The following is a 23,440-nucleotide window of genomic DNA, read 5'->3' as shown; positions in this document are numbered from 1 at the left end:
GCTGATACGACTAAGACTCCAGAAGAGTTGAAAGCAGCAGCAAAAGCAATCAACGACGCTAAAAATGCATTACAAGCGAAAGCGGATAAAGCAGGATTAGAAAGTTCAATTGCGACAGCCGAAGGCTTAGGTCAACTTAACCCAGCTGACGCAGAAGATAAAGCGGTCCAAGATGCATTAGCTAAAGCGAAAGAAGTCCAAGCAGATCCGAATGCTTCACAAGAAGCAGTAGATGCAGCTAAAGCAGCGTTAGATGATGCTATTAATGCTAAGAAAGTAGCAGACGCAAAAGACGCAGCTGATGCAGCGGCGTTAAAACAAGCAGCACTTGATGCATTGAAAGCAGAATTAGCTAAGGTGGCTAAACTTGATAAAAATGCGTATACGCCAAATAGTGTTCAACCACTAAACACTACTGAAACAGCAGGTAAAGCAATCGTTGCAGCGCCGGACGCTAAGACAGTTGAAGAAATCCAAGCAGCGACTCAAGCATTGAAAGATGCGGAAGCAGGCTTAGTTGCAAAAGCAGATAAAACAGAATTAAAAGCGGCAATTAACAAAGCAGAAGCATTACCAGCATTAAATCCAGCAATCACAGCAGCCGAAGGCTTAACATTAAACCCTTCAGATGCGGAAGACAAAGCAGTCCAAGATGCATTGGCAAAAGCGAAAGAAGTCCAAGCAGATCCAAATGCGACACAAGCAGAAGTAGATGCGGCAAAAGATGCATTGAACAAAGCAATTGAAGCGAAAGCAGCTCAAGATAAAGCAGACGCAATAAATGCAGCTTTGGATGCATTGAAAGCAGAATTAGCTAAAGTAGCACAATTAGATAAAGATGCTTATACACCAAATAGTGTGAAACCATTAGCTGAAGCAGAAACAGCAGGACAAGGAATTGTGAATGTTCCAGCTGGAAAAACAGTAGAAGAAATCGAAGCAGCGACACAAGCATTGAAAGATGCAGAAGCAGGCTTAGTTGCGAAAGCAAATAAAAATGCATTAAATACAGCAATCACAGCAGCCGAAGGCTTAACATTAAATCCTTCATATGCGGAAGACAAAGCAGTCCAAGATGCATTAGCAAAAGCAAAAGCTGTACAAGCAGATCCAAATGCGACACAAGCAGAAGTAGATGCGGCAAAAGATGCATTGAACAAAGCAATTGAAGCGAAAGCAGCTCAAGATAAAGCAGACGCAATAAATTCAGCTTTGGATGCATTAAAAGCAGAATTAGCTAAAGTAGCACAATTAGACAAAGATGCATATACACCAAATAGTGTGAAACCATTAGCTGAAGCAGAAACAGCAGGCAAAGCAATTGTAGCTGCACCAGAAGCTAAGACAGTAGAAGAAATTCAAGCAGCGACACAAGCATTGAAAGATGCGGAAGCAGGATTAGTTGCGAAAGCAAATAAAGATGCACTAAATACAGCAATCACAACAGCCGAAGGCTTAACATTAAATCCTTCAGATGCAGAGGATAAAGCAGTTCAAGATGCATTAGCAAAAGCAAAAGCTGTACAAGCAGATCCAAATGCGACACAAGCAGAAGTAGATGCAGCAAAAGATGCATTGAACAAAGCAATTGAAGCGAAAACAGTACAAGATAAAGCTGATGCCATTAATGCAGCATTAGATGCATTAAAAGCAGAATTAGCTAAAGTAGCTCAATTAGATAAAGATGCATATACACCAAATAGTGTGAAACCATTAGCTGAAGCAGAAACAGCAGGACAAGGAATTGTGAATGTTCCAGCTGGAAAAACAGTAGAAGAAATTCAAGCAGCAACACAAGCATTGAAAGATGCAGAAGCAGGCTTAGTTGCGAAAGCAAATAAAGATGCATTAAATACAGCAATCACAGCAGCCGAAGACTTAACATTAAATCCTTCAGATGCAGAGGATAAAGCAGTCCAAGATGCATTAGCAAAAGCGAAAGCTGTACAAGCAGATCCAAATGCAACACAAGCAGAAGTAGATGCAGCGAAAGATGCATTGAACAAAGCAATTGAAGCGAAAACAGTACAAGATAAAGCTGATGCCATTAATGCAGCGCTTGATGCATTAAAAGCAGAATTAGCTAAAGTAGCTCAATTAGATAAAGATGCTTATACACCAAATAGTGTTCAACCATTGAATACTGCAGAAACAGCTGGCAAAGCAATTGTAGCTGCACCAGATGCTAAGACAGTAGAAGAAATCCAAGCAGCAACACAAGCATTGAAAGATGCAGAAGCAGGCTTAGTTGCGAAAGCAAATAAAGATGCATTAAATACAGCAATCACAGCAGCCGAAGGCTTAACATTAAATCCTTCAGATGCAGAGGATAAAGCAGTCCAAGATGCATTAGCTAAAGCGAAAGCTGTACAAGCAGATCCAAATGCGACACAAGCAGAAGTAGATGCAGCGAAAGATGCATTGAACAAAGCAATTGAAGCGAAAACAGCGCAAGATAAAGCCGATGCAATAAATGCAGCGCTTGATGCACTAAAAGCAGAACTTGAAAAAGTTGATCGCTTAGATAGAGATGCGTACACACCAGATAGTGTCTTACCATTAGATGACGCAGAAGAAGCAGGATATGCTGTTGTTGAAGCATCAGAAAGTAAAACAGTAGAAGAAATTGAAGCAGCAACACAAGCATTGAAAGATGCAGAAGCTGGTTTAGTAGAACAAGCAAATAAACATGTATTAGAAACATTAATTGACTATGCGGAATGCCTAGAATTAGATCCGACAGATGCTGAAGATAAAGCAGTTCTAGCTGCATTAGCAACTGCAGAAACAGTAGATGCAGATCCGAATGCGGTTCAAGCTGCAGTGGATGGCGCAACTTATGCATTAGATAAAGCAATTGAGGCAAAAGATGCACAAGATAAAGCTGATGCATTAGCTGAATTAGAAAAAGCAATCGAAGAAGCACAAACAATTGAAACTTCTAATTGCCCAGAAGAAACAGCAGAAGTGTTAGATAACCAAGTGAAAGTCGGTCAAACAATTATTGAACAGCCAAATCATCAACCAATTCAAACAATTGAAGAGGCTGCGAAAGATATTTGCGATACTTTAGAAGTATTAGGCTCAAAAGCACCTGATAATACTAAAGTTACTGTTCCAACGAAAGATAATACAACTGTGGGCAAAGAAACTAAAGGCAACACTGTAGAAGTTAATCCAACAACTGTTGAAAATACAACTTCACAAGTTAAATCAAATGATGACCGAACTCATCTTAAAGTTCCACAACAATCAAAAGTATCACAAACAACTGTTGAAACAGAATCAAATACTAAATCAAACGTAAACACTGAGACAAAAGTAAACGCTAAAACAAAAGCAAATGCTGAAACAAAAGCGAATGATACTGTGAAAGCAGATGTAAAAGCAAAAGCAGCATCAAAAGCAACATCAAAATCTGGTTCGAAATCAGCATCAAAAGCTGGAAAAGCTAAAGTGTTGCCAAATACCGGTGAAAATACTTCAAACAGCGGTGCATTATTCGGCGGATTATTTGCAGCACTTGGATCAGTATTATTGTTCAGAAAACGTAAAAATGAAGATAAAGATTATACAGAAAAATAAAATTGCGTTAATGAATCATAAAGAACATTAAGCACAATAAGCACAATAAGCACTCCCGAGTTGAATTGAACATTCGACTTGGGAGTGTTTGCTTTTTGATGTGAATACGATTGAGAAGACATCATATCGCGTGCAATTTGTGCTATTACTCTGAAAAATTGTAAATAATATACCGTAACGGTTAGTGACGCTCTTTAATTTATGCTATGATGTTATTGTTAGAAATAATACGAATTAAGGGGTTATTAAGTTGAATAATCACTATAAATCAGGACAGCATGTGAAAGTAAAAGTGACTGGTATTCAACCTTATGGCGCATTTGTAGAAACCCCTGACAACACTGAAGGACTCATTCACATATCAGAGATTATGAATGACTATGTCCATAATTTAAGTCGTTTCTTATCTGAAGGACAAGTTGTGAAGGCTAAAATATTATCCATTGATGAAGAAGGCAAACTCAATTTGTCGCTGAAGGATAATGACTATTTTAAGAATTATGAACGTAAGAAAGAGAAAAAATCTGTTTTGGATGAGATCAAAGAAACTGAAAAATACGGGTTTCAAACATTGGAAGAACGTTTACCGGTTTGGATTGCGCAGTCTAAGAAAATGATTAGAGAGAATAAGCTTTAATCTTATACGAGGTCAGTATACGACATTTAATGGAGATGTGGTATGCTGGCCTATTGTTTTGTCCTATGGTCAGTAGTGGTACATAGTTAATGACACAATGAGCAATTTTTTTCTGAAATAATTCCGAGTACTGTACAATGTTTTAATAGAAAGAGAAAGAGGAGGAAACACGACTATGGATAAGAAATATGAACCATTGTTTTCACCATATACATTGCCGAACGGAGTAGAAATCCGCAATCGTTTCGTACTTGCACCCCTTACACATATTTCATCAAATGATGATGGTACGATTGCTGATGTTGAATTGCCATATATGGAAAAACGTTCGAAAGATGTTGGTATTAGTATCAGTGCAGCAAGTAATGTGACAGATATTGGGAAAGCATTCCCTGGACAACCTTCAGTTGCACATGATTCTGATATTCCTGGTTTAAAACGTTTAGCACAAGCGATGAAGAAACATGGTGCGAAAGCACTTGTACAAATTCATCATGGCGGGGCACAAGCGTTAGATAACTTAACACCTAATGGAGATGTTGTAGCGCCGAGTCCAATTACCCTTAAAAGTTTTGGCCAGCAGCAAGAACATGATGCACGTGAAATTACACCAGAAGAAATTGAAAAGACAATCAAAGCATTCGGCGAAGCAACACGTCGCGTAATCGAAGCAGGCTTTGATGGTGTCGAAATTCATGGTGCCAACCATTATCTAATCCACCAATTCGTTTCACGTCACTATAACCGACGCAATGACGAATGGGCAGATCCGTATAAATACCCGCTTGCAGTTGTAGATGAAGTAGTGAACACTGTAAAACAATATGGTGATAAAGACTTTATTATCGGTTATCGTTTCTCACCAGAAGATGCGGAAGCAGAAGGCATCAAAATGGAACAAACAAAAGAATTGCTTGGTTACTTATCTGATAAACCGCTGGATTATCTGCATGCTTCATTATTTACGATTCATTCAGAAACAAGAGAAGGCAAGTATCAAGGCCAAGAACGTATACGTTTGATTCATGAATGGATCGGCGGTAAAGTACCGTTAATCGGTATCGGTTCAATCTTTAATGCAGATGAAGCATTATCCGCATTTGAAACAGGGGTTGAATTTATCGCATTAGGTCGTGAACTTTTATTAGATCCGCGTTTTGTTGAAAAAATCAAAGAAGGACGTACAGACGAAATCATTTCCTACTTTGACTCAAAACGTGAAGATAAACATGAATTGCCGCCGAATTTATGGGAACAATTCAACAAAGGCTTTTACCCGCTGCCTAAAAAAGGCGAGCACTAAAAATTTAATTTTTCAGTGAGCATTATATAAAAATAAACCATTTGATGGACGCAATATATATGAAAAATGAGACTGCACGTATATTTTCGTGTGGTCTTTTTTAATTTTAGTGTAGATTCTACATATCGCACAACGACAGTAGATGAGCAATCACACTATTAAAAATTTTCACAATTTTGAAGATTTTCCTTTTACATAGTCTGAATTTTATGTAATTATAAGAAATGTAAGGGCTTTCTTAAACCATTTTTAATATTAAACAAAGGGGGATTAAAAATGATTCCGTACAAACATGAACCATTTACAGATTTTTCAAAAGCAGAAAATAGAGAGGCTTATGAAAAAGCACTCAAAAAAGTCGAAGAAGACTTAGGCAAAGAGTATCCACTCATTATTAATGGTGAACGTATCTATACTGACGACAAGGTGAGATCATTCAACCCGTCAAATAGAGAAGAGACAATCGGATATGTTTCTAAAGCAAACAAAGCACATGCAGAAAAAGCTTTAGAAGCAGCAAAAGAAGCATTTAAAACTTGGCGTACAGTGCCGCCTGAAGTAAGAGCAGACATCTTATTCAGAGCAGCAGCAATTACACGCCGCCGCAAACATGAGTTCTCAGCAACACTTACAAAAGAAGGCGGTAAGCCATGGAAAGAAGCAGACGCAGATACTGCAGAAGCAATTGACTTCATGGAATACTACGGCCGCCAAATGTTAGAACTTAAAGACGGCAAACCTGTCAACTCTCGTCCAGGCGAATATAACCAATTTGATTATTTACCAATCGGTGTATCAGTTGTAATTTCACCTTGGAACTTCGCTTATGCGATTATGGCAGGTACTACAGTAGCACCTGTAGTTACAGGGAACACAGTATTATTAAAACCGTCATCAAATACACCAGTGATTTCATATAAATTTATGGAAGTATTAGAAGAAGCAGGACTTCCAAAAGGGGTAGTTAACTGGATTCCTGGTGATTCTAGCGATATCGGCGACTTCTTAGTAGAAAATAAAGATGTCGGCTTGATTTCATTCACTGGTTCTAAAAATGTCGGTACAAGCATTATGCAGAAAGCTTCAAAAATCCAAGAAGGTCAAAATCACTTGAAACGTGTCATTGCTGAAATGGGCGGTAAAGATACGATTGTAGTAGACAGCGAAGCAGACTTGGATGTAGCGACAGATGCGATTGTTAATTCAGCATTCGGCTTCTCAGGCCAAAAATGCTCAGCTTGCTCTCGTGTTATCGCAGTTGAAGATGTCTATGATGAATTATTAGAACGTGTACAAAAAGCGACAGAACAATTAACTGTCGGCGATGCTTCTAGTTACGATAACTACATGGGACCTGTTATCGATGACAAAGCACTGAAGAAAATCAAAAAATACTTGAAGATTGGTGAAGATGAAGGCCGCTTAGTTACAGGCGGCAAAGTGGATGATGAAGTAGGGAACTTCGTTTATCCGACAGTCTTTGCAGATTTAGCTTATGACAGCCGCGTGATGCAAGAAGAAATCTTCGGACCGGTAGTCGGCTTCAGCAAAGCGAAAGACTTTGACCAAGCCATCGACTATGCGAATGCGACTGAGTATGGTTTAACTGGCGGTGTTATCTCTAATAACCGTATGAAATTAGAACAAGCACGCCGCGACTTTATGGTCGGCAACCTTTACTTCAACCGCGGTTGCACAGGCGCGGTCGTAGGTTATCAACCATTCGGCGGCTTCAAAATGTCAGGTACAGACTCTAAAGCAGGCGGCCCGGATTATCTAGTACTTCACTTGCAAGGCCGTACAGTATCTGAACATCTATAAGGTAACAAGCGCCAATCGAATAAAGCAGGAATTTAAATGAATAAGGAAATCACATTATAGCTTTCATCATTAAGATGAGAGGTATCTATAATGTGATTTTTTTCAAAGCTGTTTTATATTGGAACACAACAGAATTGAATCACATTCATCACATATAAATATAAAGAAAAAAGCGTTTATAAGGAGGAATAATTTATGACAAGATCAGAAGATATCATTAAAAAAACAGAACACTATGGGGCACGCAACTACACACCACTTCCAATTGTCATTTCAGAGGCTGACGGTATTTGGGTTAAAGATCCAGAAGGCAATAAATACATGGACATGTTAGCAGCTTATTCAGCAGTCAACCAAGGACACCGTCATCCTAAAATTATTCAAGCGTTAAAAGATCAAGCAGATAAAGTGACTCTAGTTTCTCGTGCTTTCAACAGTGACAATTTAGGGGACTGGTATGAGAAAGTCAGCGAATTAACAGGTAAAGAAAAAATCTTACCGATGAATACAGGCGCTGAAGCTGTTGAGACTGCAGTTAAAGCAGCACGCCGCTGGTCTTATGATGTTAAAGGGATTGACCCGGATAAAGCGGAAATTATCGCATTTAACGGCAACTTCCACGGACGTACAATGGCACCTGTGTCATTATCATCTGAAGCGGAATATCAACGCGGTTATGGTCCATTATTAGAAGGGTTCAAAAAAGTTGATTTCGGTGATGAAGCCGCATTAAAAGATGCGATTAATGAAAACACAGCAGCTATTTTAGTAGAGCCGATTCAAGGTGAAGCGGGCATTAACGTTCCGCCGGAAGGTTATTTGAAAACAATCCGCGAATTAGCTGATGAGCATAATATCTTATTCATCGCAGATGAAATTCAATCAGGCTTAGGCCGTTCAGGTAAAATGTTTGCGACAGATTGGGATGGTGTGAAACCAGATGTTTATATCTTAGGTAAAGCTTTAGGCGGCGGTGTGTTACCAATTTCAGCGGTAGCAGCTGACCATGAAGTATTAGATGTCTTCACACCAGGCTCTCATGGTTCTACATTCGGCGGTAATCCTTTAGCAGCTGCAGTGTCAATTGCGGCATTGGATGTATTAGTTGATGAAGATTTAGCGGGACGTTCACAAGAGTTAGGCGAATATTTCCAAGAAGAATTGAGAAAAATCGATCATCCAGCGATTGAAGAAGTACGCGGACGCGGATTGTTCATCGGTTTACAATTAAATGAAAGTGCACGCCCATATGCTGAAGCGTTAAAAGAAGAAGGCTTACTATGTAAAGAAACGCATGATACAGTGATTCGTTTTGCGCCTCCGCTTGTTATTTCTAAAGAAGAAATCGATGACGCATTAGAAAGAATCAAGAAGGTATTCAGCTAAGTTCAAAAAGTTGTAACAAAAGGATTGAAAACACTTTAAAAAGGTTGCGCTTATGTTACAATACAAATGAAAGCGAAATCATTGTTAGGAAAAAGAGGCGAGAAGGATTATGACTGAGAACAATAATTTAGTGACATCGACACAACAAATTATTAAAGAAGCATTGCATAAATTAGGTTTTGATGACGGCATGTACGATCTTGTGAAAGAACCATTACGATTTTTAGAAGTTCGTATTCCAGTAAGAATGGATGACGGTACGGTTAAAACATTTACTGGTTACCGTGCGCAACATAACGATGCAGTTGGACCTACTAAAGGCGGAGTACGTTTCCACCCGAATGTCAATGTAGATGAAGTTAAAGCATTATCAATGTGGATGACAATGAAATGCGGTATCGTGGACTTACCATACGGTGGCGGTAAAGGCGGTATCATCTGTGACCCGCGTCAAATGAGTATTCATGAAGTTGAACGTTTATCACGTGGTTATGTTCGTGCAATTTCACAAATTGTTGGGCCTTCTAAAGATATTCCGGCACCAGACGTTATGACGAACTCACAAATCATGGCTTGGATGATGGATGAGTACAGTGCATTAGATAAATTCAACTCTCCTGGATTTATCACTGGTAAACCAATTGTACTTGGCGGTTCAGAAGGACGCGACCGTTCAACAGCACTTGGTGTTGTAATTGCGATTGAACAAGCTGCGAAACTTAAAGATCTTGACCTTAATGGTGCAAGAATTGTAATTCAAGGTTTCGGTAACGCAGGTAGTTTCTTAGCGAAATTCTTATTTGATAAAGGTGCTAAAATCGTTGGTATCTCTGACGCATACGGTGCATTATCTGACCCAGAAGGTTTAGATATCGATTACCTATTAGATCGCAGAGACAGCTTCGGTACAGTTACAAACTTATTCGAAGAAACAATCTCTAACAAAGAATTATTCGAATTAGATTGTGATATCTTAATCCCAGCTGCAATCGAAAACCAAATCACTAAAGATAACGCACCAAACATTAAAGCGGATATCTTAGTAGAAGCAGCAAACGGACCTACAACACTTGAAGCAACACGTATCTTACACGAGCGCGGCGTATTATTAGTACCAGACGTACTTGCAAGTGCCGGCGGTGTAACAGTATCTTACTTCGAGTGGGTACAAAACAACCAAGGTTACTATTGGTCAGAAGAAGAAGTAAACAAAAAAATGCGCGATAAATTAGTCACAGCATTTAACGATATTTATGAATTAGCACAAAACCGTAAAATCGATATGCGTTTAGCCGCATACATCGTAGGTATCAAACGTACAGCAGAAGCTGCACGCTACCGCGGTTGGGCATAAGTCAATAATGAGTTATATTAATTAGAAAAGAGTCGACAATGTCGGCTCTTTTTGCGTTTTGAAATTACAAAAAATCAAGTATAATATAAAGGTCGCCTTAACTTCCATAGGCGAATTGTGCTATGGAAGGAGGTGGAATCTATGGTAATACTCTTTGTCAGTATTATAGCCCCTATTATATCAGGGTGCGTTGTTGCGATTTTCACATTTTGGCTAAGTAACCGCAACAAATAATAAGGCGATCTAGCTACACCAAAAAATCCCCTCACTACTGCTGATAGTGAGGGGATTGGTGTTTCTATGGAATACTCTTTGTTAATTGAATTATAACACTAGGGTGTAGTGATTTGCAAAGAAATAATAGCACGGAGTCATTAACCATCATTGAAACTACACTTATTCAAACCTTGTCACAAATTACTTTAGATAATGTTAAAGCAAATATAGTAAAGCAGTATCGTTTAGAAGATTTAAGACAATGGATTAAGCATTCTATTTAAAATAAACAGCCGAATCTCACAATAGCGTGAAATTCGGCTGTATTTTTATTAGAGTAACGCTTTTGCGACTTCGATTTGATGACGTACTGCATCTTGTCCTGTAGAACCATAACTTTTTCTGCGTTTTAAGCAGTTTTCTGGTTTGAGGTAACTATAAATCGTGTCATCGATTTTTGATGAGAATGATTGATATTGTTCAAGCGGCACATCAAGTAAGTAGCAATCGTGCTGGATACACCAATATACGATTTGTCCTACGATTGCATGTGCCTCTCTGAAAGGTACGTCTTTTTCAACGAGATAGTCCGCAAGTTCTGTCGCATTTGAGAAGTCGTTATGAACTGTTTCGTTTAAACGATCTGTATTAACGGTCATGCTTGCTAACATACCTTCAAAGATACGAAGTGAACCTGTAACAGTATGGACTGCATCGAATAAGCCTTCTTTATCTTCTTGCATGTCTTTGTTATAAGCTAGAGGCAAGCCTTTTAATGTCATTAACATACTGACAAGATGACCTGTTGTACGGCCTGTTTTGCCTCTGATAAGTTCTGCCATATCCGGGTTCTTTTTCTGCGGCATAATCGATGAGCCTGTTGAAAATGAATCGGATAAAGTAATGAATTTAGCTTCATCAGTTGACCAGAAAATAATTTCTTCAGAGAAACGTGATAAATGAATCATTACGAGTGAAATGGCATTTAAAGTTTCTACGATATAATCACGATCACTGACTGCATCTAAACTGTTTTCATACAGCGATGCAAAGTCTAACAATTCTTGTGTTTTCTTACGATCAATCGGATGTGTTGTCCCGCTGAGTGCTGCAGCACCTAATGGATTGATATCAATACGTTTTAAAGCATCTTCAAAACGATTTTTATCACGTTCTAACATCCAGAAGTAAGTCATGACGTGATGTGCGAATGAAATCGGCTGTGCACGCTGTAAGTGCGTATAGCCGGGCATGATCGTATCTACATGTTTATCTGCCAAATGTACAATTGTTTCTTGAAGTGAATGAATTAATGCGATGATTTCTTTTACGGCTTTCTTCGTATAAAGGTGCATATCTGTCGCAACTTGGTCATTACGGCTGCGGCCTGTATGCAGTTTACCGCCGACAGGGCCGATACGTTCGATTAATTCATGTTCGATATTTAAATGAATATCTTCTAATGCTTCTGTAAATTCAACTTTACCATCATGGTAGTCTTGTTGGATGTCCTGGAGTCCCTTAATAATGGTGTCGCTTTCTTTGGAAGTGAGGATACCTTGTTTAGCAAGCATTGTCGCATGTGCAATACTCCCTTGAATATCTTCATCTATTAATAGATGGTCGAAATGAATAGATGCGTTAAACGCATCTACCCATTCTTCTGGTTCCGATTGGAAACGACCGCCCCAGGCTTTATTGCTCATTAGAATAACCCCCATGCAACATAGAATTGACTTCAGTAGGCAAGCCGTAGATTTCAATGAATCCTACCGCTGCTTCTTGATTGAATGCATCTTCTTTTGTATAAGTCGCAAGTTTTTCATTATATAAAGAGTAAGGTGATTTTCTTCCGTTAACGACTGCATTGCCTTTGAACAATTTCACACGTACTTCCCCAGTGACATGTGCTTGTGTAGAATCGATAAAGACTTTTAATGAGTCAGTTAAAGGTGAGAACCATAAACCATTGTATGTTTGTTCTGCAAATTGTTTTTCGATAACTGGTTTAAAGTGTGCAACATCTTTAGTCAAAGTGATTGTTTCTAAAGCTTTATGTGCTTTAAGAATCACTTCAGCGCCAGGTGTTTCATAAACTTCACGAGATTTAATTCCGACTAATCTGTTTTCAACATGGTCGATACGTCCGATACCATGTTTGCCGGCTAAATCATTTAAATACAAAATCAAATCATCTAATGGATACGCTTTGCCATCGATTTCTACTGGAATACCTTTTTCAAACTTCAAAACGATTTCATCAGGTGTATCGGGTGTATCTTCAATTTCGCGTGTTAAATCAAATGCGTCTTTCGGCGGCGCTGCATACGGATCTTCTAAAATACCGCATTCGTTTGCGCGGCCCCATAAGTTTTGGTCGATAGAATAAGGCGAGTCATGGTTGATCGGTACGGGAATATTATTTTTAATCGCATAATCGATTTCTTCTTCACGACTCCAACCCCATGAACGTACCGGTGCAAATACTTTCAATTCTGGGTTCAACGCTTTGATGGCTACTTCAAAACGTACTTGGTCGTTACCTTTACCAGTACAGCCATGTGCAATACCAACTGCATTTGTTTTTTCTGCGATTTCGACTAATTTTTTAGAGATTAATGGACGAGATAATGCTGAAACGACTGGATAAGTATTTTCATACATTAAATTACCTTTAATGGCATAAGCTACATACTCGTCACTGAATTCTTTAGTAGCATCAATGATATAGCATTCAACTGCGCCCATATCTAATGCTTTTTGATAAACAACATCTAAATCTTTTCCTTCTCCTACATCTAAACAGCAAGCAACAACATCGTAACCTTTATCGATCAGCCACTTAACTGCCACACTTGTATCTAATCCGCCTGAATAGGCTAATACGATTTTATCCTTCATAATTTATACACCTCGTTAGAATAGTTTGAATTTTTTAACATGTTATTATCATAGCAGATTAAAGATGAGAAATAAACCATTATTTTACATAAATATACAGAAATATGAAATCTCAATCATTTATGTTCCTGCAATGGCGGGCTTATACAATATTATATGCACATACCATAAAATATCAGAAAAGGCTTTAAATCAAGAAAAGTACGAGGATTTTGTAAAAAATGGCGATTTTTTCACAAATCCAGTTGAGGTTGAAAAATCATAGACAGTTTTATTGAATGTGTTGTCAGAAATTTAGTAAAATATGAGTGAAATCAAAAAGCAGGAGGCAGTTCAAATGACACATATTGAGCTAGACTATAGCAAAGCTTTAAAATTCGTTGACGAACATGAGTTAACGCAACAACAAGAAATCGTTAAAACAATCCACCGTGTAATTCATGAAGGTACTGGTGCAGGCAATGACTTTTTAGGATGGTTAGACCTTCCGGTCGATTATGATAAAGAAGAATTCTCACGTATCTTAGAAGCAGCTAAACGTATTAAAGAACATTCAGATGTTTTAGTTGTAGTAGGTATCGGCGGTTCTTATTTAGGTGCACGTGCCGCAATTGAAATGTTGACATCATCATTCAGAACAAGTGATGAATATCCTGAAATTGTCTTTGCGGGCAACCACTTATCATCATCTTATTTACATGACTTAATCGAATACTTGGACGGTAAAGATTATTCAGTCAATGTTATTTCTAAATCTGGTACAACTACTGAACCAGCTGTTGCTTTCCGTCTCTTCAAACAATTATTAGAAGATAAATACGGTAAAGAAGAAGCAAAACAACGTATCTTTGCGACAACTGATAAAGCAAAAGGTGCTTTGAAACAACTTGCGACAAATGAAGGCTATGAAACATTTGTAGTACCTGATGATGTCGGCGGACGTTATTCAGTATTAACAGCTGTAGGTTTATTACCGATTGCGGCTGCAGGTATTGATATTAAAGCTATGATGGACGGTGCTGCGAAAGCACGCGAAGAACTTTCTTCTGATCAATTAGAAGACAATATCGCATACCAATATGCGACATTGCGTAATATCTTATATGCAAAAGGTTATACAACTGAAATGCTGATCAACTATGAACCATCATTGCAATACTTCAATGAATGGTGGAAACAATTATACGGCGAATCTGAAGGTAAAGACTTCAAAGGAATTTATCCTTCAAGTGCTAACTACACAACTGACTTGCACTCATTAGGACAATATGTTCAAGAAGGCCGTCGTTTCTTATTTGAAACAGTTGTGAAAGTCGACAATCCTAAACACGATATTACTATCGAAAAAGACGCAGATGATTTAGATGGATTGAACTATCTTGCCGGCAAAACAATTGATGAAGTAAATACAAAAGCATTCCAAGGTACTTTACTTGCACATACTGACGGCGAAGTGCCGAACTTAGTAGTTAAAATCCCTCGTATCGATGCGGAAACATTCGGCTATGTCGTTTACTTCTTCGAATTAGCTTGTGCAATGAGCGGTTACCAATTAGGTGTGAACCCATTCAACCAACCAGGTGTAGAAGCATATAAACAAAATATGTTCGCATTACTTGGCAAACCAGGTTATGAAGATAAAAAACAAGAATTAGAAGAACGTCTATAATACTTCATACTATCAACTCCCATTTTACTTTTAAGTAGAGTGGGAGCTTTTTTAGATTTTGAAAAAAATTAAATTCCCTCTATAATAGTAGTAATCCAATGAATAGGTTAGGAGATAATAGTGAGGAAAATTGTAAAATATTTGCTTTCCGTGATAATTGCGATTATTATTGTAATGTTGATTCAAGCGTTTATCATAATCGGTGCAGTTGTAAAGACTGATAGTATGGCACCCGAACTTAACAAAGATGACCGTATATTAGTAAGCAAAGTACAAGCGGCTTTCAACCAAATACATAATAGCGATGTCATCATGTATCGCCATAATGGGCATACATATTTTGGCCGTGTCATAGGTACACCAGGAGAGTCGGTTGAATATAAAGATGGTCAGCTTTTTCGTGATGATCAACTTGTAAAAGAACGTTATGATATTAAAAATCCGATTCAAAATTTAGCATTACGCGATTTAAAACATTCTGAAGGAGATATCTTAGCACCTAAACACTATCTTATGCTGAACGATAATCGTGCACAGCAACAAGATTCCAGACAGTTTGGGACGATACACCAAAAAGATATCATAGGTAAAGTTGTCTTGAGATATTATCCTTTCCAGCAATTCAAAATTTCATTTAACGAATAATAGAGGTGTTGATACAGTGAAAAAGGAAGTCATTGAGTGGATTACCGCCATAGCGATAGCTTTGGTATTAATCTTTATCATTAATAGTTTTGTCGCAAAATCTTATACTGTCCGCGGAGATTCTATGCATCCTACACTAAAAGATGGAGAAAAAGTCATTGTTAATGTCATCGGCTTTAAAATGGGCGGACTTGAAAAAGGCAATGTGATTGTATTCCACGCAGATAAAAATGCAGACTATGTTAAACGTGTCATCGGAACACCAGGCGACAGTGTAGAATATAAACATGACGTACTTTATGTAAATGGCAAAAAAGTAAAAGAACCTTACTTAGATTATAATCAAAAACATAAAAGCTATAATGAAATCACAGGTAGTTTCCAAGTGAAAAACCTGCCGAATTCGAATGGTTCGAATAAAATACCAAAAGGCAAACTGTTAGTACTCGGAGATAACCGTGAAGTAAGTAAAGACAGCCGTTCATTCGGTTTAATCGATAACGAACAAGTTGTCGGTAAAGTCAGCTTGCGTTACTGGCCATTCACCGCATTCAAAGTGAATTTCAACCCAGAACAAAACTAAAATACAAGATAGATTTTTAAAGGAGTTGCTGCGAAATGTAGCAGCTCTTTTTTTAAATTTCATTGACGATAGGCTATGGATATATAATGGGATATGAGCTACAATATTTTTCGAAGAGGTGAGAAAAGTGACTGTATTAAACGCATATATTGGTAGGGCCGGTACAGGAAAGTCGCATGCGATGTTAAGTGAAATCAAACAAAAGATGAAACAAGATCCATTAGGCGATCCGATTATCATTATTGCCCCTACACAAAGTACATTCCAAATCGAACAAGATTTTGTAAAAGACCCAGAATTAAACGGCAGCCTTAGAACAGAAGTCCTTCACTTTGAACGTTTAAGTCATAGAATTTTCCAAGAAATCGGCGGTTTAACTGAAGATTATGTTTCAAAAGGTGCCATGGAAATGATGGTATTCGATATTTTGCAAAACCATCGCAAAGAATTGAATCTCTATCAATCTCAAGTGAAATATTATGGATTCAGTTCAAAGCTGACTGAACAAATTCAAGATTTTAAGAAATATGCTGTAAGTCCTGAACAGTTAGAGGATTTTGTTTCTGAAAATCAATTACAGCCGCGCACGCAAGATAAGCTGCATGATATTGCATTAGTATACCGTTATTTAGAAGCACGTTTAGCAGATAATTTTGTATCATCTGAAGATACGTTATATAAATTTGTAGAACAAATGGGCAAATCTGAATGGTTGAAACGTGCAGAGATTTATATAGACGGTTTCCATAACTTTTCAACGTTAGAATATCTCATGATAGAAGCGTTAGCCAAACATGCAAAATCTGTCAGCGTATTATTAACGACGAACGGAGATAAAGATCCATTTAGTTTGTTCAGAAAATCATCATCTGTCTTAACGCATTTAGAAGAAATCGCACAGAAATTAGACACAACAGTTAATTTACGACAATTCACTACAAAATACCGTTTTGATAATGCAGACTTAAGCCACTTAGAAAGCAGTTTTAATGAACTCTTTATCGATAAAGTACCGAATAAGGGCCATGTAAATATTCTTGAAGCTTCGAATGTACGTGAAGAAGTTAATGCGGTCGCACGTGATATTATCCGCAAAGCACGAGAAGAAAATATTCGTTATCAAGATGTCGCAATTTTATATCGTGATGAAGCTTATGCACATTTGATGGAGAGTGTGCTGCCTGAATATGAAATTCCGTTTAATATCGATACGAAGCAATCAATGACACATCATCCTGTGATGGAAATGATTCGTTCTTTAATTGAAGTCATTGAAACAAAATGGAGTTTTGAACCGCTGATGCGCTTGTTCAAGACACAAGTATTAACACAAAAATTTAAAGACAGCCGTTACTTAACAGATATCTTGGAAAATTATGTGCTTGAAAGAGGAATATATGGTCAACGCTGGATAGATGACGGTTACTTTAAAATTGAGCAATTTAATCAAATGGGCTTAAAACGTCAACCGATGACAGAAGAAACAGAAGCGGTGTATCAGCGTGTGATTGAATTGAAAGACTTTGTCATGAAACATATCCTCAAATTTGAACAAGCATTAAGCGAAGCTGAAACAGCAGTCGAATTTGCGGCAGCATTTTATGAAGTCTTCGAATCCTTTGAACTGCCGAGTCAATTGATGACTGAACGCGATGAATTGGATTTAGCCGGCAAGCATCAGCAAGCTGAAGAACTTGATCAAGTATGGAACGGTTTCATTCAAACACTTGATGATTTGGCTACAGTGTTCGGCGACGCTGAGATGACACAAAAACGTTTCTTAGAACTCTTTGATGTTGGATTAGAACAATTAGAGTTTGTGATGATTCCGCAAACATTAGACCAAGTCGCAATCGGTACAATGGATTTAGCTAAAGTCGATAACAAAGAGCACGTCTATATGCTTGGCATGAATGACGGTGTGATGCCGCAAGCTATTTCAAGTTCAGGACTTATCAGCGATGAAGAAAAGAAATATTTCCAAGAAGAAACACAAGTAGAATTAAGTCCGACTGCAGATGTGCTGCAAATGGATGAAGCGTTTGTTTGTTATATTGCGATGACACGTGCTAAACAACATGTCACTTTCTCATACAGCTTAATGGGCATGAACAACGATGATAAAGAAGTCAGCCCGTTTATCCAGTCAATTCAAGAGCTCTATACCAATTTAGAAGTTGAAAATATCCATTACAGTGCACAGCAAAATCCATTAACTTTAATGGAGCATCCGCACCAAACGAAAATCAATTTATTCGAAGAACTGCAAAGCTGGCTGCATCATGAGCTGACTGCAGATGCTTGGTTAGATACTTATCAAGCCATGGCAAACAATGACCGTTTATCAAAAGGGCTTTACTATCTGACTTCAGCACTGACTTATGATAATAAAACAGTACAACTGAGTCAGGATCAATCCAAAGCATTATACGGCGATACCATCAATGCCAGTGTATCACGCTTTGAAGGTTATCAGAATTGTCCGTTCAAACATTATACTTCACATGGACTTAGACTGAATGAGCGTACGAAATATAAATTAGAGAACTTCGATTTAGGAGATATCTTCCACTCTGTCTTAAAATACATTGCAGAGAAAATTGACGGCGACTTTAAAAATCTGACTGATAAAGCAATCAAAGCACTGACACAAGAAGCCTTAGAAAGTATCTTGCCGACAGTACAATATAACTTATTGAATTCTTCTGCGTATTATCGTTTTATGTCATATCGTATCGGTGCCATTGTTCAATCGACGCTTACAGCATTGAAATATCAAGGAAGTTTCTCTAAATTCAAGCCGCAAGCATTTGAAAAATCATTCAGAAGAAAACCTAAAACACCAGATCAACTTGAGGCACAAGCACTTTATACGACACAAGGTATTCCGATTAATGTGCGCGGACAAATCGATAGAATCGATACGTATACACATCAAGACAGAAGCTTTGTGAATATTATCGACTATAAATCTTCGGCTTACAGCGGAACATTGGATTTGAAAAAAGTGTATTACGGATTGCAGATGCAGATGATGACTTATATGGATGTCGTCTTGCAAAATAAACAACGCTTAGCGTTATCAGACCAAACTGAACCTGGCGGTTTACTTTATTTCCATGTACATGAACCGCGTGTTAGATTTGCGAACTGGGCAAGCATTGATGAAGACGAAAGGGAAAAAGAATTATTGAAATCTTATCAATTAAGCGGGCTGATTAATAGCGACCCGGATGTATTGAATGCGGAAGATACACGATTAGAACCTTCTTTCAAATCTGATATTGTACCGATTAATATGCTTAAAGGCGGCGGCTTAGGCAAAAATAATCCGGTTGCAGATACGAAAACAATCTATAAGTTTATCGAACATAATAAAAAGAACTTCACACAAATTGCCTCAGATATCATGGATGGACATACTGAAGTCGCACCGATGAAATATGATAAAAAGCTGCCTTGTGATTTCTGCAGCTACAAATCTGTATGTCATGTCGACGGCATGATTGACAGCAAGCGTTATCGCACAGTAGATGAAAAGATTAATCCAATTGAATTATTACGACTAGAATCAGATGAAGAGGAGGATGAAGCATGATACCGAAAAAACCAGAGGGTGTAATGTGGACAGATGGACAATGGAAAAGTATTTATGCTTCAGGACAAGATACACTGGTTGCGGCAGCGGCAGGTTCTGGTAAGACTGCAGTACTCGTTGAGCGCATCATTCAGCGTATTTTGAGAGATAAAATAGATGTGGACCGCCTGCTTGTTGTGACGTTTACAAATGCTAGTGCGCGCGAAATGAAGCATAGGGTAGAAAAGCGTATTACAGAAGCTTCATTAGAAGATCCAAGCAATGCGCATCTTAAAAATCAACGTGTTAAAATTCATCAAGCGCAAATTTCAACGTTACACAGCTTTTGTTTGAAATTAATCCAGCAGCATTATGATGTCTTAGAAATCGATCCGAATTTCAGAACCAGCAGCGAAGCAGAGAATATCTTATTGTTGGAACAAACAATTGATGAAGTGCTTGAAGATTATTATGCATCACTTGATCCTGCTTTCATTGATTTGACTGAACATCTTTCATCAGATAGAAGCGATGATGCATTCAGAAATATTATCAAAAGTATGTATTACTTCTCAGTCGCTAACCCGAATCCGATGCAGTGGCTGGCTGCATTAGCACAACCTTATGAAGATGAAGCGGTACAAGACGAATATCTGCAGTTGTTGACAGAGCTTGCAGGTGTATTTATGCAGACGGCATTGGAAAATATTAATAAAAGTTACGACCTTTATAGTGAACTTGCGCTTGTAGATAAGCAACTCGCAGTGGTAGAAGGAGAACGTGCTTTTATGCAGCGTGCAATGGAAGGCGGATTGCTTAATACCGAAGTCATCAGAAATCATCAATTTGAAAAAAGATTCCCAAGTGCCGTTAAAAAAATCAAAGAGGCCAACGAAGGATATGAGGCAGACCTTGAAAGCGCGAAAGGATATTATGATGACTATAAAGCTGCAGTGCAAAAAGTGCAGCAAGAATATTTCTCTCGCTCAGCTGAAGACTTAAAAGCAGATATGCAGCGCTTAGCACCTAGAGTAAAAGTGCTGGCAAATATTACACAAGATGTAATCAATAAGTTCGGTGAGAAGAAACGCAGTCGTAATATCTTGGATTTCTCAGACTATGAACATTTTGCATTGAAGATTTTAATGGACGAAACAGGTCATCCGACTGAACTTGCACAACATTACAGAGACCGTTTTGATGAGATTTTAGTCGATGAATATCAAGATACCAACCGTGTTCAAGAACAAATCTTAAGTTGTATCAAACGCGGCGATGAAACGAACGGCAATCTCTTTATGGTAGGGGACGTAAAACAATCGATTTACAAATTCAGACAAGCAGATCCAAGCTTGTTCATTGAAAAATATAATCGTTTCTTAGCAGACGGAAGTACAGGTATGCGTATTGATTTATCACAAAACTTCCGTTCAAGACCTGAAGTGCTTTCAACTACGAACTATATATTTAAACATATGATGGATGAATCAGTAGGTGAAATTGTATATGACGAAGCGGCACAGCTTTATTTTGGTGCGCCGTTTGATGAACAACCGCATCCGCTGCATTTAAATGTCTTGGTAGAAGATGAAGCCTCTGAATTAACCGGCACTCAACAAGAAGCAGAATATATTGCGAATCAAGTTGAAACGATATTAAATCATCATGAAGTATATGATACGAAGACGAAGACTTATCGCAAGCCGACGTATAAAGATATTGTGATTTTAGAACGAGCTTATAGTCATGCCAGAGAACTACAACAAGCTTTTAAAGATAGAGATATTCCTTTCCATGTAAATAGCAAGGAAGGTTATTTTGAACAAACTGAAGTCAGATTGGTACTCTCATTCTTAAGAACAGTAGACAATCCGCTGCAAGATATTTATTTAGTCGGATTGATGCGTTCAGTGATTTATCAGTTTACAGAAGATGAATTAGCACATATTCGTATATTGAGTCCTAATGACGACTATTTCTATCAATCCATTCAGCACTATATTCAACATGAAGCAGCAGATGCAAAACTGGTTGAAAAACTGCAAGACTTTTTGAAGGATTTAGCATTCTATCAAGATTTCAGTTTAAAACATCCTGTATACCAATTAATCGATCGCTTCTATAATGATCGTTTTGTGATTCAATATTTCAGCGGATTAATCGGTGGAAAAGGGCGTCGTGCTAATTTATACGGCTTGTTCAATAAAGCAGTTGAGTTTGAAAAATCCAGCTTTAGAGGATTATTCCAATTCATACGTTTTATCGATGAATTAATCGAAAGAAAACAAGACTTCGGTGAAGAAAATATTGTCGGACCGAATGATGATGTGGTCAGAATGATGACCATTCATGCTAGTAAAGGTTTAGAGTTTCCATTTGTCATCTATTCTGGATTAACAACTAAGTTTAATAAGCAAGATTTAAGCAAGCCTGTCATACTTAATCAAAAATACGGCGCTGGCTTGAATTATTTTGACACAGAAAAAGATATTGTTTATCCATCTTTAGCATCGACAGCATTAAAGGCAATTAACGAAAATGAATTAATTTCCGAGGAAATGCGTTTGATGTATGTTGCTTTGACACGTGCAAAAGAACAGCTCTTCTTAATAGGACGTGTGAAAGATGAAAAGGCATTAGAGAAATTAGAAAAAGCACCGATTTCAAACAATATGCTGCAAATGAGTTATCGTTTGAGTGCGCCTAGTCCATTCAATTTGATTTATCCTATTTTGGCTAAATACCAATCTTCAAGTATTACGAACGATTTGAAGTTTGAAAATAATATTGAAACGGTAGAGGCATCGATTCGACCTTCTGTCGAAACACACATTGATTATTATGAAGATATCAAAGCAGATATAGCGGATAATACAGAAGAAGATTACCGTACAGTAGCGGATATCCAAAACTATCAAACTGAACAGCCGACACTTCAGCAGCAGATTGAAACACAACTTGCATTCGAGTATCCGTATCAAAAAGATATGGTGAAACCGACAAAACAATCTGTATCAGAGTTGAAACGCCAGCTTGAAACAGAAGAAAGCGGAACAAGCTACGAGCGTGTGCGCCAATACAGATTAGGGGCATCTACTTATGAACGTCCGCAATTCTTGCGTCAGCATCAAAAACGAAAAGCTAATGAAATCGGTACGTTGATGCATACTGTGATGCAGCATCTGCCGTTTAAAACAGAGCGGTTAACAGAAGCGGAACTAGATGCATATATAGACGGGCTAGTTCAGCAGAATATTATAGAAGATGATGCTAAAGCAGATATTCGAATAAGTGAGGTCATGGGCTTTATTAATAGTGATTTGTATCTGAAAATTGCACAAAGCAATCAAGTAATGCGCGAAGTGCCGTTTGTGGTCAATCAAAGCGAAGTCGACCAAAATATGGATCCGAATGAAGGGGTATCCATTATTCAAGGGATGATTGACTTGATTTATCGCGAAGGAGATCAATACTACTTTGTAGATTATAAAACAGATGCTTTCCACCAAAGATTAGGTGTGTCTGATGAGGAAATGGGTCAGCAATTAAAAGACCGATATAAAGTACAAATGCACTATTATCGCGCAGCTTTAGAAACAATTTTGAATACAAAAGTGAAAGGTTATTTATACTTCTTCAAATTTGGTACGTTATCACTCGATGACTCAAACCATTAAGGAATTATAGATAGGGTAGAGATAATTAAAGGGAAATTGGTATACGCTATTAGCCAAAGTACCATAAAGTTTGATTATCTCTACTT

General features: G+C 37.9%; 14 protein-coding genes. 12 read left to right on the top strand and 2 right to left on the bottom strand.

Annotated elements, in window-relative coordinates; genetic code table 11:
• The 7 genes from DVJ99_RS07465 to DVJ99_RS07435 all read left to right on the top strand — a co-directional run.
• Nucleotides 1-3,585: LPXTG cell wall anchor domain-containing protein (locus tag DVJ99_RS07465; RefSeq protein WP_162912154.1), on the top strand; the 3,585-nt coding region annotated here is incomplete at its 5' end.
• Between the two features lie 250 nt (nt 3,586-3,835).
• A complete protein-coding gene (gene ygs / locus DVJ99_RS07460; RefSeq protein ID WP_114603753.1) occupies nt 3,836-4,222 on the top strand; it encodes a S1 domain-containing post-transcriptional regulator Ygs in 387 nt (128 codons plus the stop codon).
• Nucleotides 4,223-4,397: 175 nt separating this feature from the next.
• Complete coding sequence (locus tag DVJ99_RS07455; protein WP_114603752.1) at nt 4,398-5,525, top strand: NADH-dependent flavin oxidoreductase; 1,128 nt, start codon at nt 4,398-4,400, stop codon at nt 5,523-5,525.
• 276 nt (nt 5,526-5,801) lie between these two features.
• The gene (gene pruA / locus DVJ99_RS07450; RefSeq protein ID WP_114603751.1) at nt 5,802-7,346 is read left to right on the top strand and encodes an L-glutamate gamma-semialdehyde dehydrogenase; all 1,545 of its coding nucleotides are present in this window, start codon (nt 5,802-5,804) and stop codon (nt 7,344-7,346) included.
• A gap of 195 nt (nt 7,347-7,541) precedes the next feature.
• Nucleotides 7,542-8,732, top strand: a complete 1,191-nt coding sequence (locus DVJ99_RS07445) for an ornithine--oxo-acid transaminase (RefSeq protein WP_105993667.1) — start codon at nt 7,542-7,544, stop codon at nt 8,730-8,732.
• A gap of 109 nt (nt 8,733-8,841) precedes the next feature.
• Nucleotides 8,842-10,086 carry a Glu/Leu/Phe/Val family dehydrogenase gene (locus DVJ99_RS07440; protein ID WP_105993668.1) on the top strand — a complete coding sequence of 415 codons (1,245 nt, stop codon included), beginning with the start codon at nt 8,842-8,844 and terminating at the stop codon, nt 10,084-10,086.
• Between the two features lie 141 nt (nt 10,087-10,227).
• Nucleotides 10,228-10,320: a type I toxin-antitoxin system Fst family toxin gene (locus DVJ99_RS07435; RefSeq protein ID WP_114603750.1), complete on the top strand. Its 93-nt coding sequence runs from the start codon at nt 10,228-10,230 to the stop codon at nt 10,318-10,320.
• 314 nt (nt 10,321-10,634) lie between these two features.
• Here the strand turns inward: DVJ99_RS07435 and argH are convergent, their stop codons facing one another.
• Both argH and DVJ99_RS07425 read right to left on the bottom strand, forming a co-directional pair.
• On the bottom strand, nt 10,635-12,008 hold the full coding sequence (gene argH / locus DVJ99_RS07430) for an argininosuccinate lyase (protein WP_114603749.1): 1,374 nt from the start codon (nt 12,006-12,008) through the stop codon (nt 10,635-10,637).
• Complete coding sequence (locus DVJ99_RS07425) at nt 11,998-13,203, bottom strand: argininosuccinate synthase (RefSeq protein WP_105993670.1); 1,206 nt, start codon at nt 13,201-13,203, stop codon at nt 11,998-12,000. Before DVJ99_RS07425 ends, argH begins: the two co-directional genes overlap by 11 nt.
• A 337-nt stretch (nt 13,204-13,540) precedes the next feature.
• Between DVJ99_RS07425 and DVJ99_RS07415 the strand changes: the two genes are divergently transcribed.
• The 5 genes from DVJ99_RS07415 to addA all read left to right on the top strand — a co-directional run bounded on the left by DVJ99_RS07415 (nt 13,541) and on the right by addA (nt 23,354).
• Nucleotides 13,541-14,872, top strand: coding sequence for a glucose-6-phosphate isomerase (locus DVJ99_RS07415; protein ID WP_114603747.1), 1,332 nt, complete (start codon nt 13,541-13,543; stop codon nt 14,870-14,872).
• Between the two features lie 120 nt (nt 14,873-14,992).
• Nucleotides 14,993-15,517 carry a signal peptidase I gene (lepB, locus tag DVJ99_RS07410; protein WP_114603746.1) on the top strand — a complete coding sequence of 175 codons (525 nt, stop codon included), beginning with the start codon at nt 14,993-14,995 and terminating at the stop codon, nt 15,515-15,517.
• A 16-nt stretch (nt 15,518-15,533) separates the two neighbouring features.
• A complete protein-coding gene (gene lepB / locus DVJ99_RS07405) occupies nt 15,534-16,100 on the top strand; it encodes a signal peptidase I (protein WP_114603745.1) in 567 nt (188 codons plus the stop codon).
• Between the two features lie 127 nt (nt 16,101-16,227).
• Nucleotides 16,228-19,698, top strand: coding sequence for a helicase-exonuclease AddAB subunit AddB (gene addB, locus DVJ99_RS07400; RefSeq protein WP_114603744.1), 3,471 nt, complete (start codon nt 16,228-16,230; stop codon nt 19,696-19,698).
• A complete protein-coding gene (gene addA / locus DVJ99_RS07395) occupies nt 19,695-23,354 on the top strand; it encodes a helicase-exonuclease AddAB subunit AddA (protein ID WP_114603743.1) in 3,660 nt (1,219 codons plus the stop codon). Before addB ends, addA begins: the two co-directional genes overlap by 4 nt.
• Nucleotides 23,355-23,440: the final 86 nt, after the last annotated feature.

It is taken from the genome of Staphylococcus sp. EZ-P03, from assembly GCF_003344575.1.
Classification (GTDB): domain Bacteria; phylum Bacillota; class Bacilli; order Staphylococcales; family Staphylococcaceae; genus Staphylococcus; species Staphylococcus simulans_B.
Note: the sequence above shows the minus strand (reverse complement) of the source record. Positions and strands in the feature narration are given on the sequence as shown.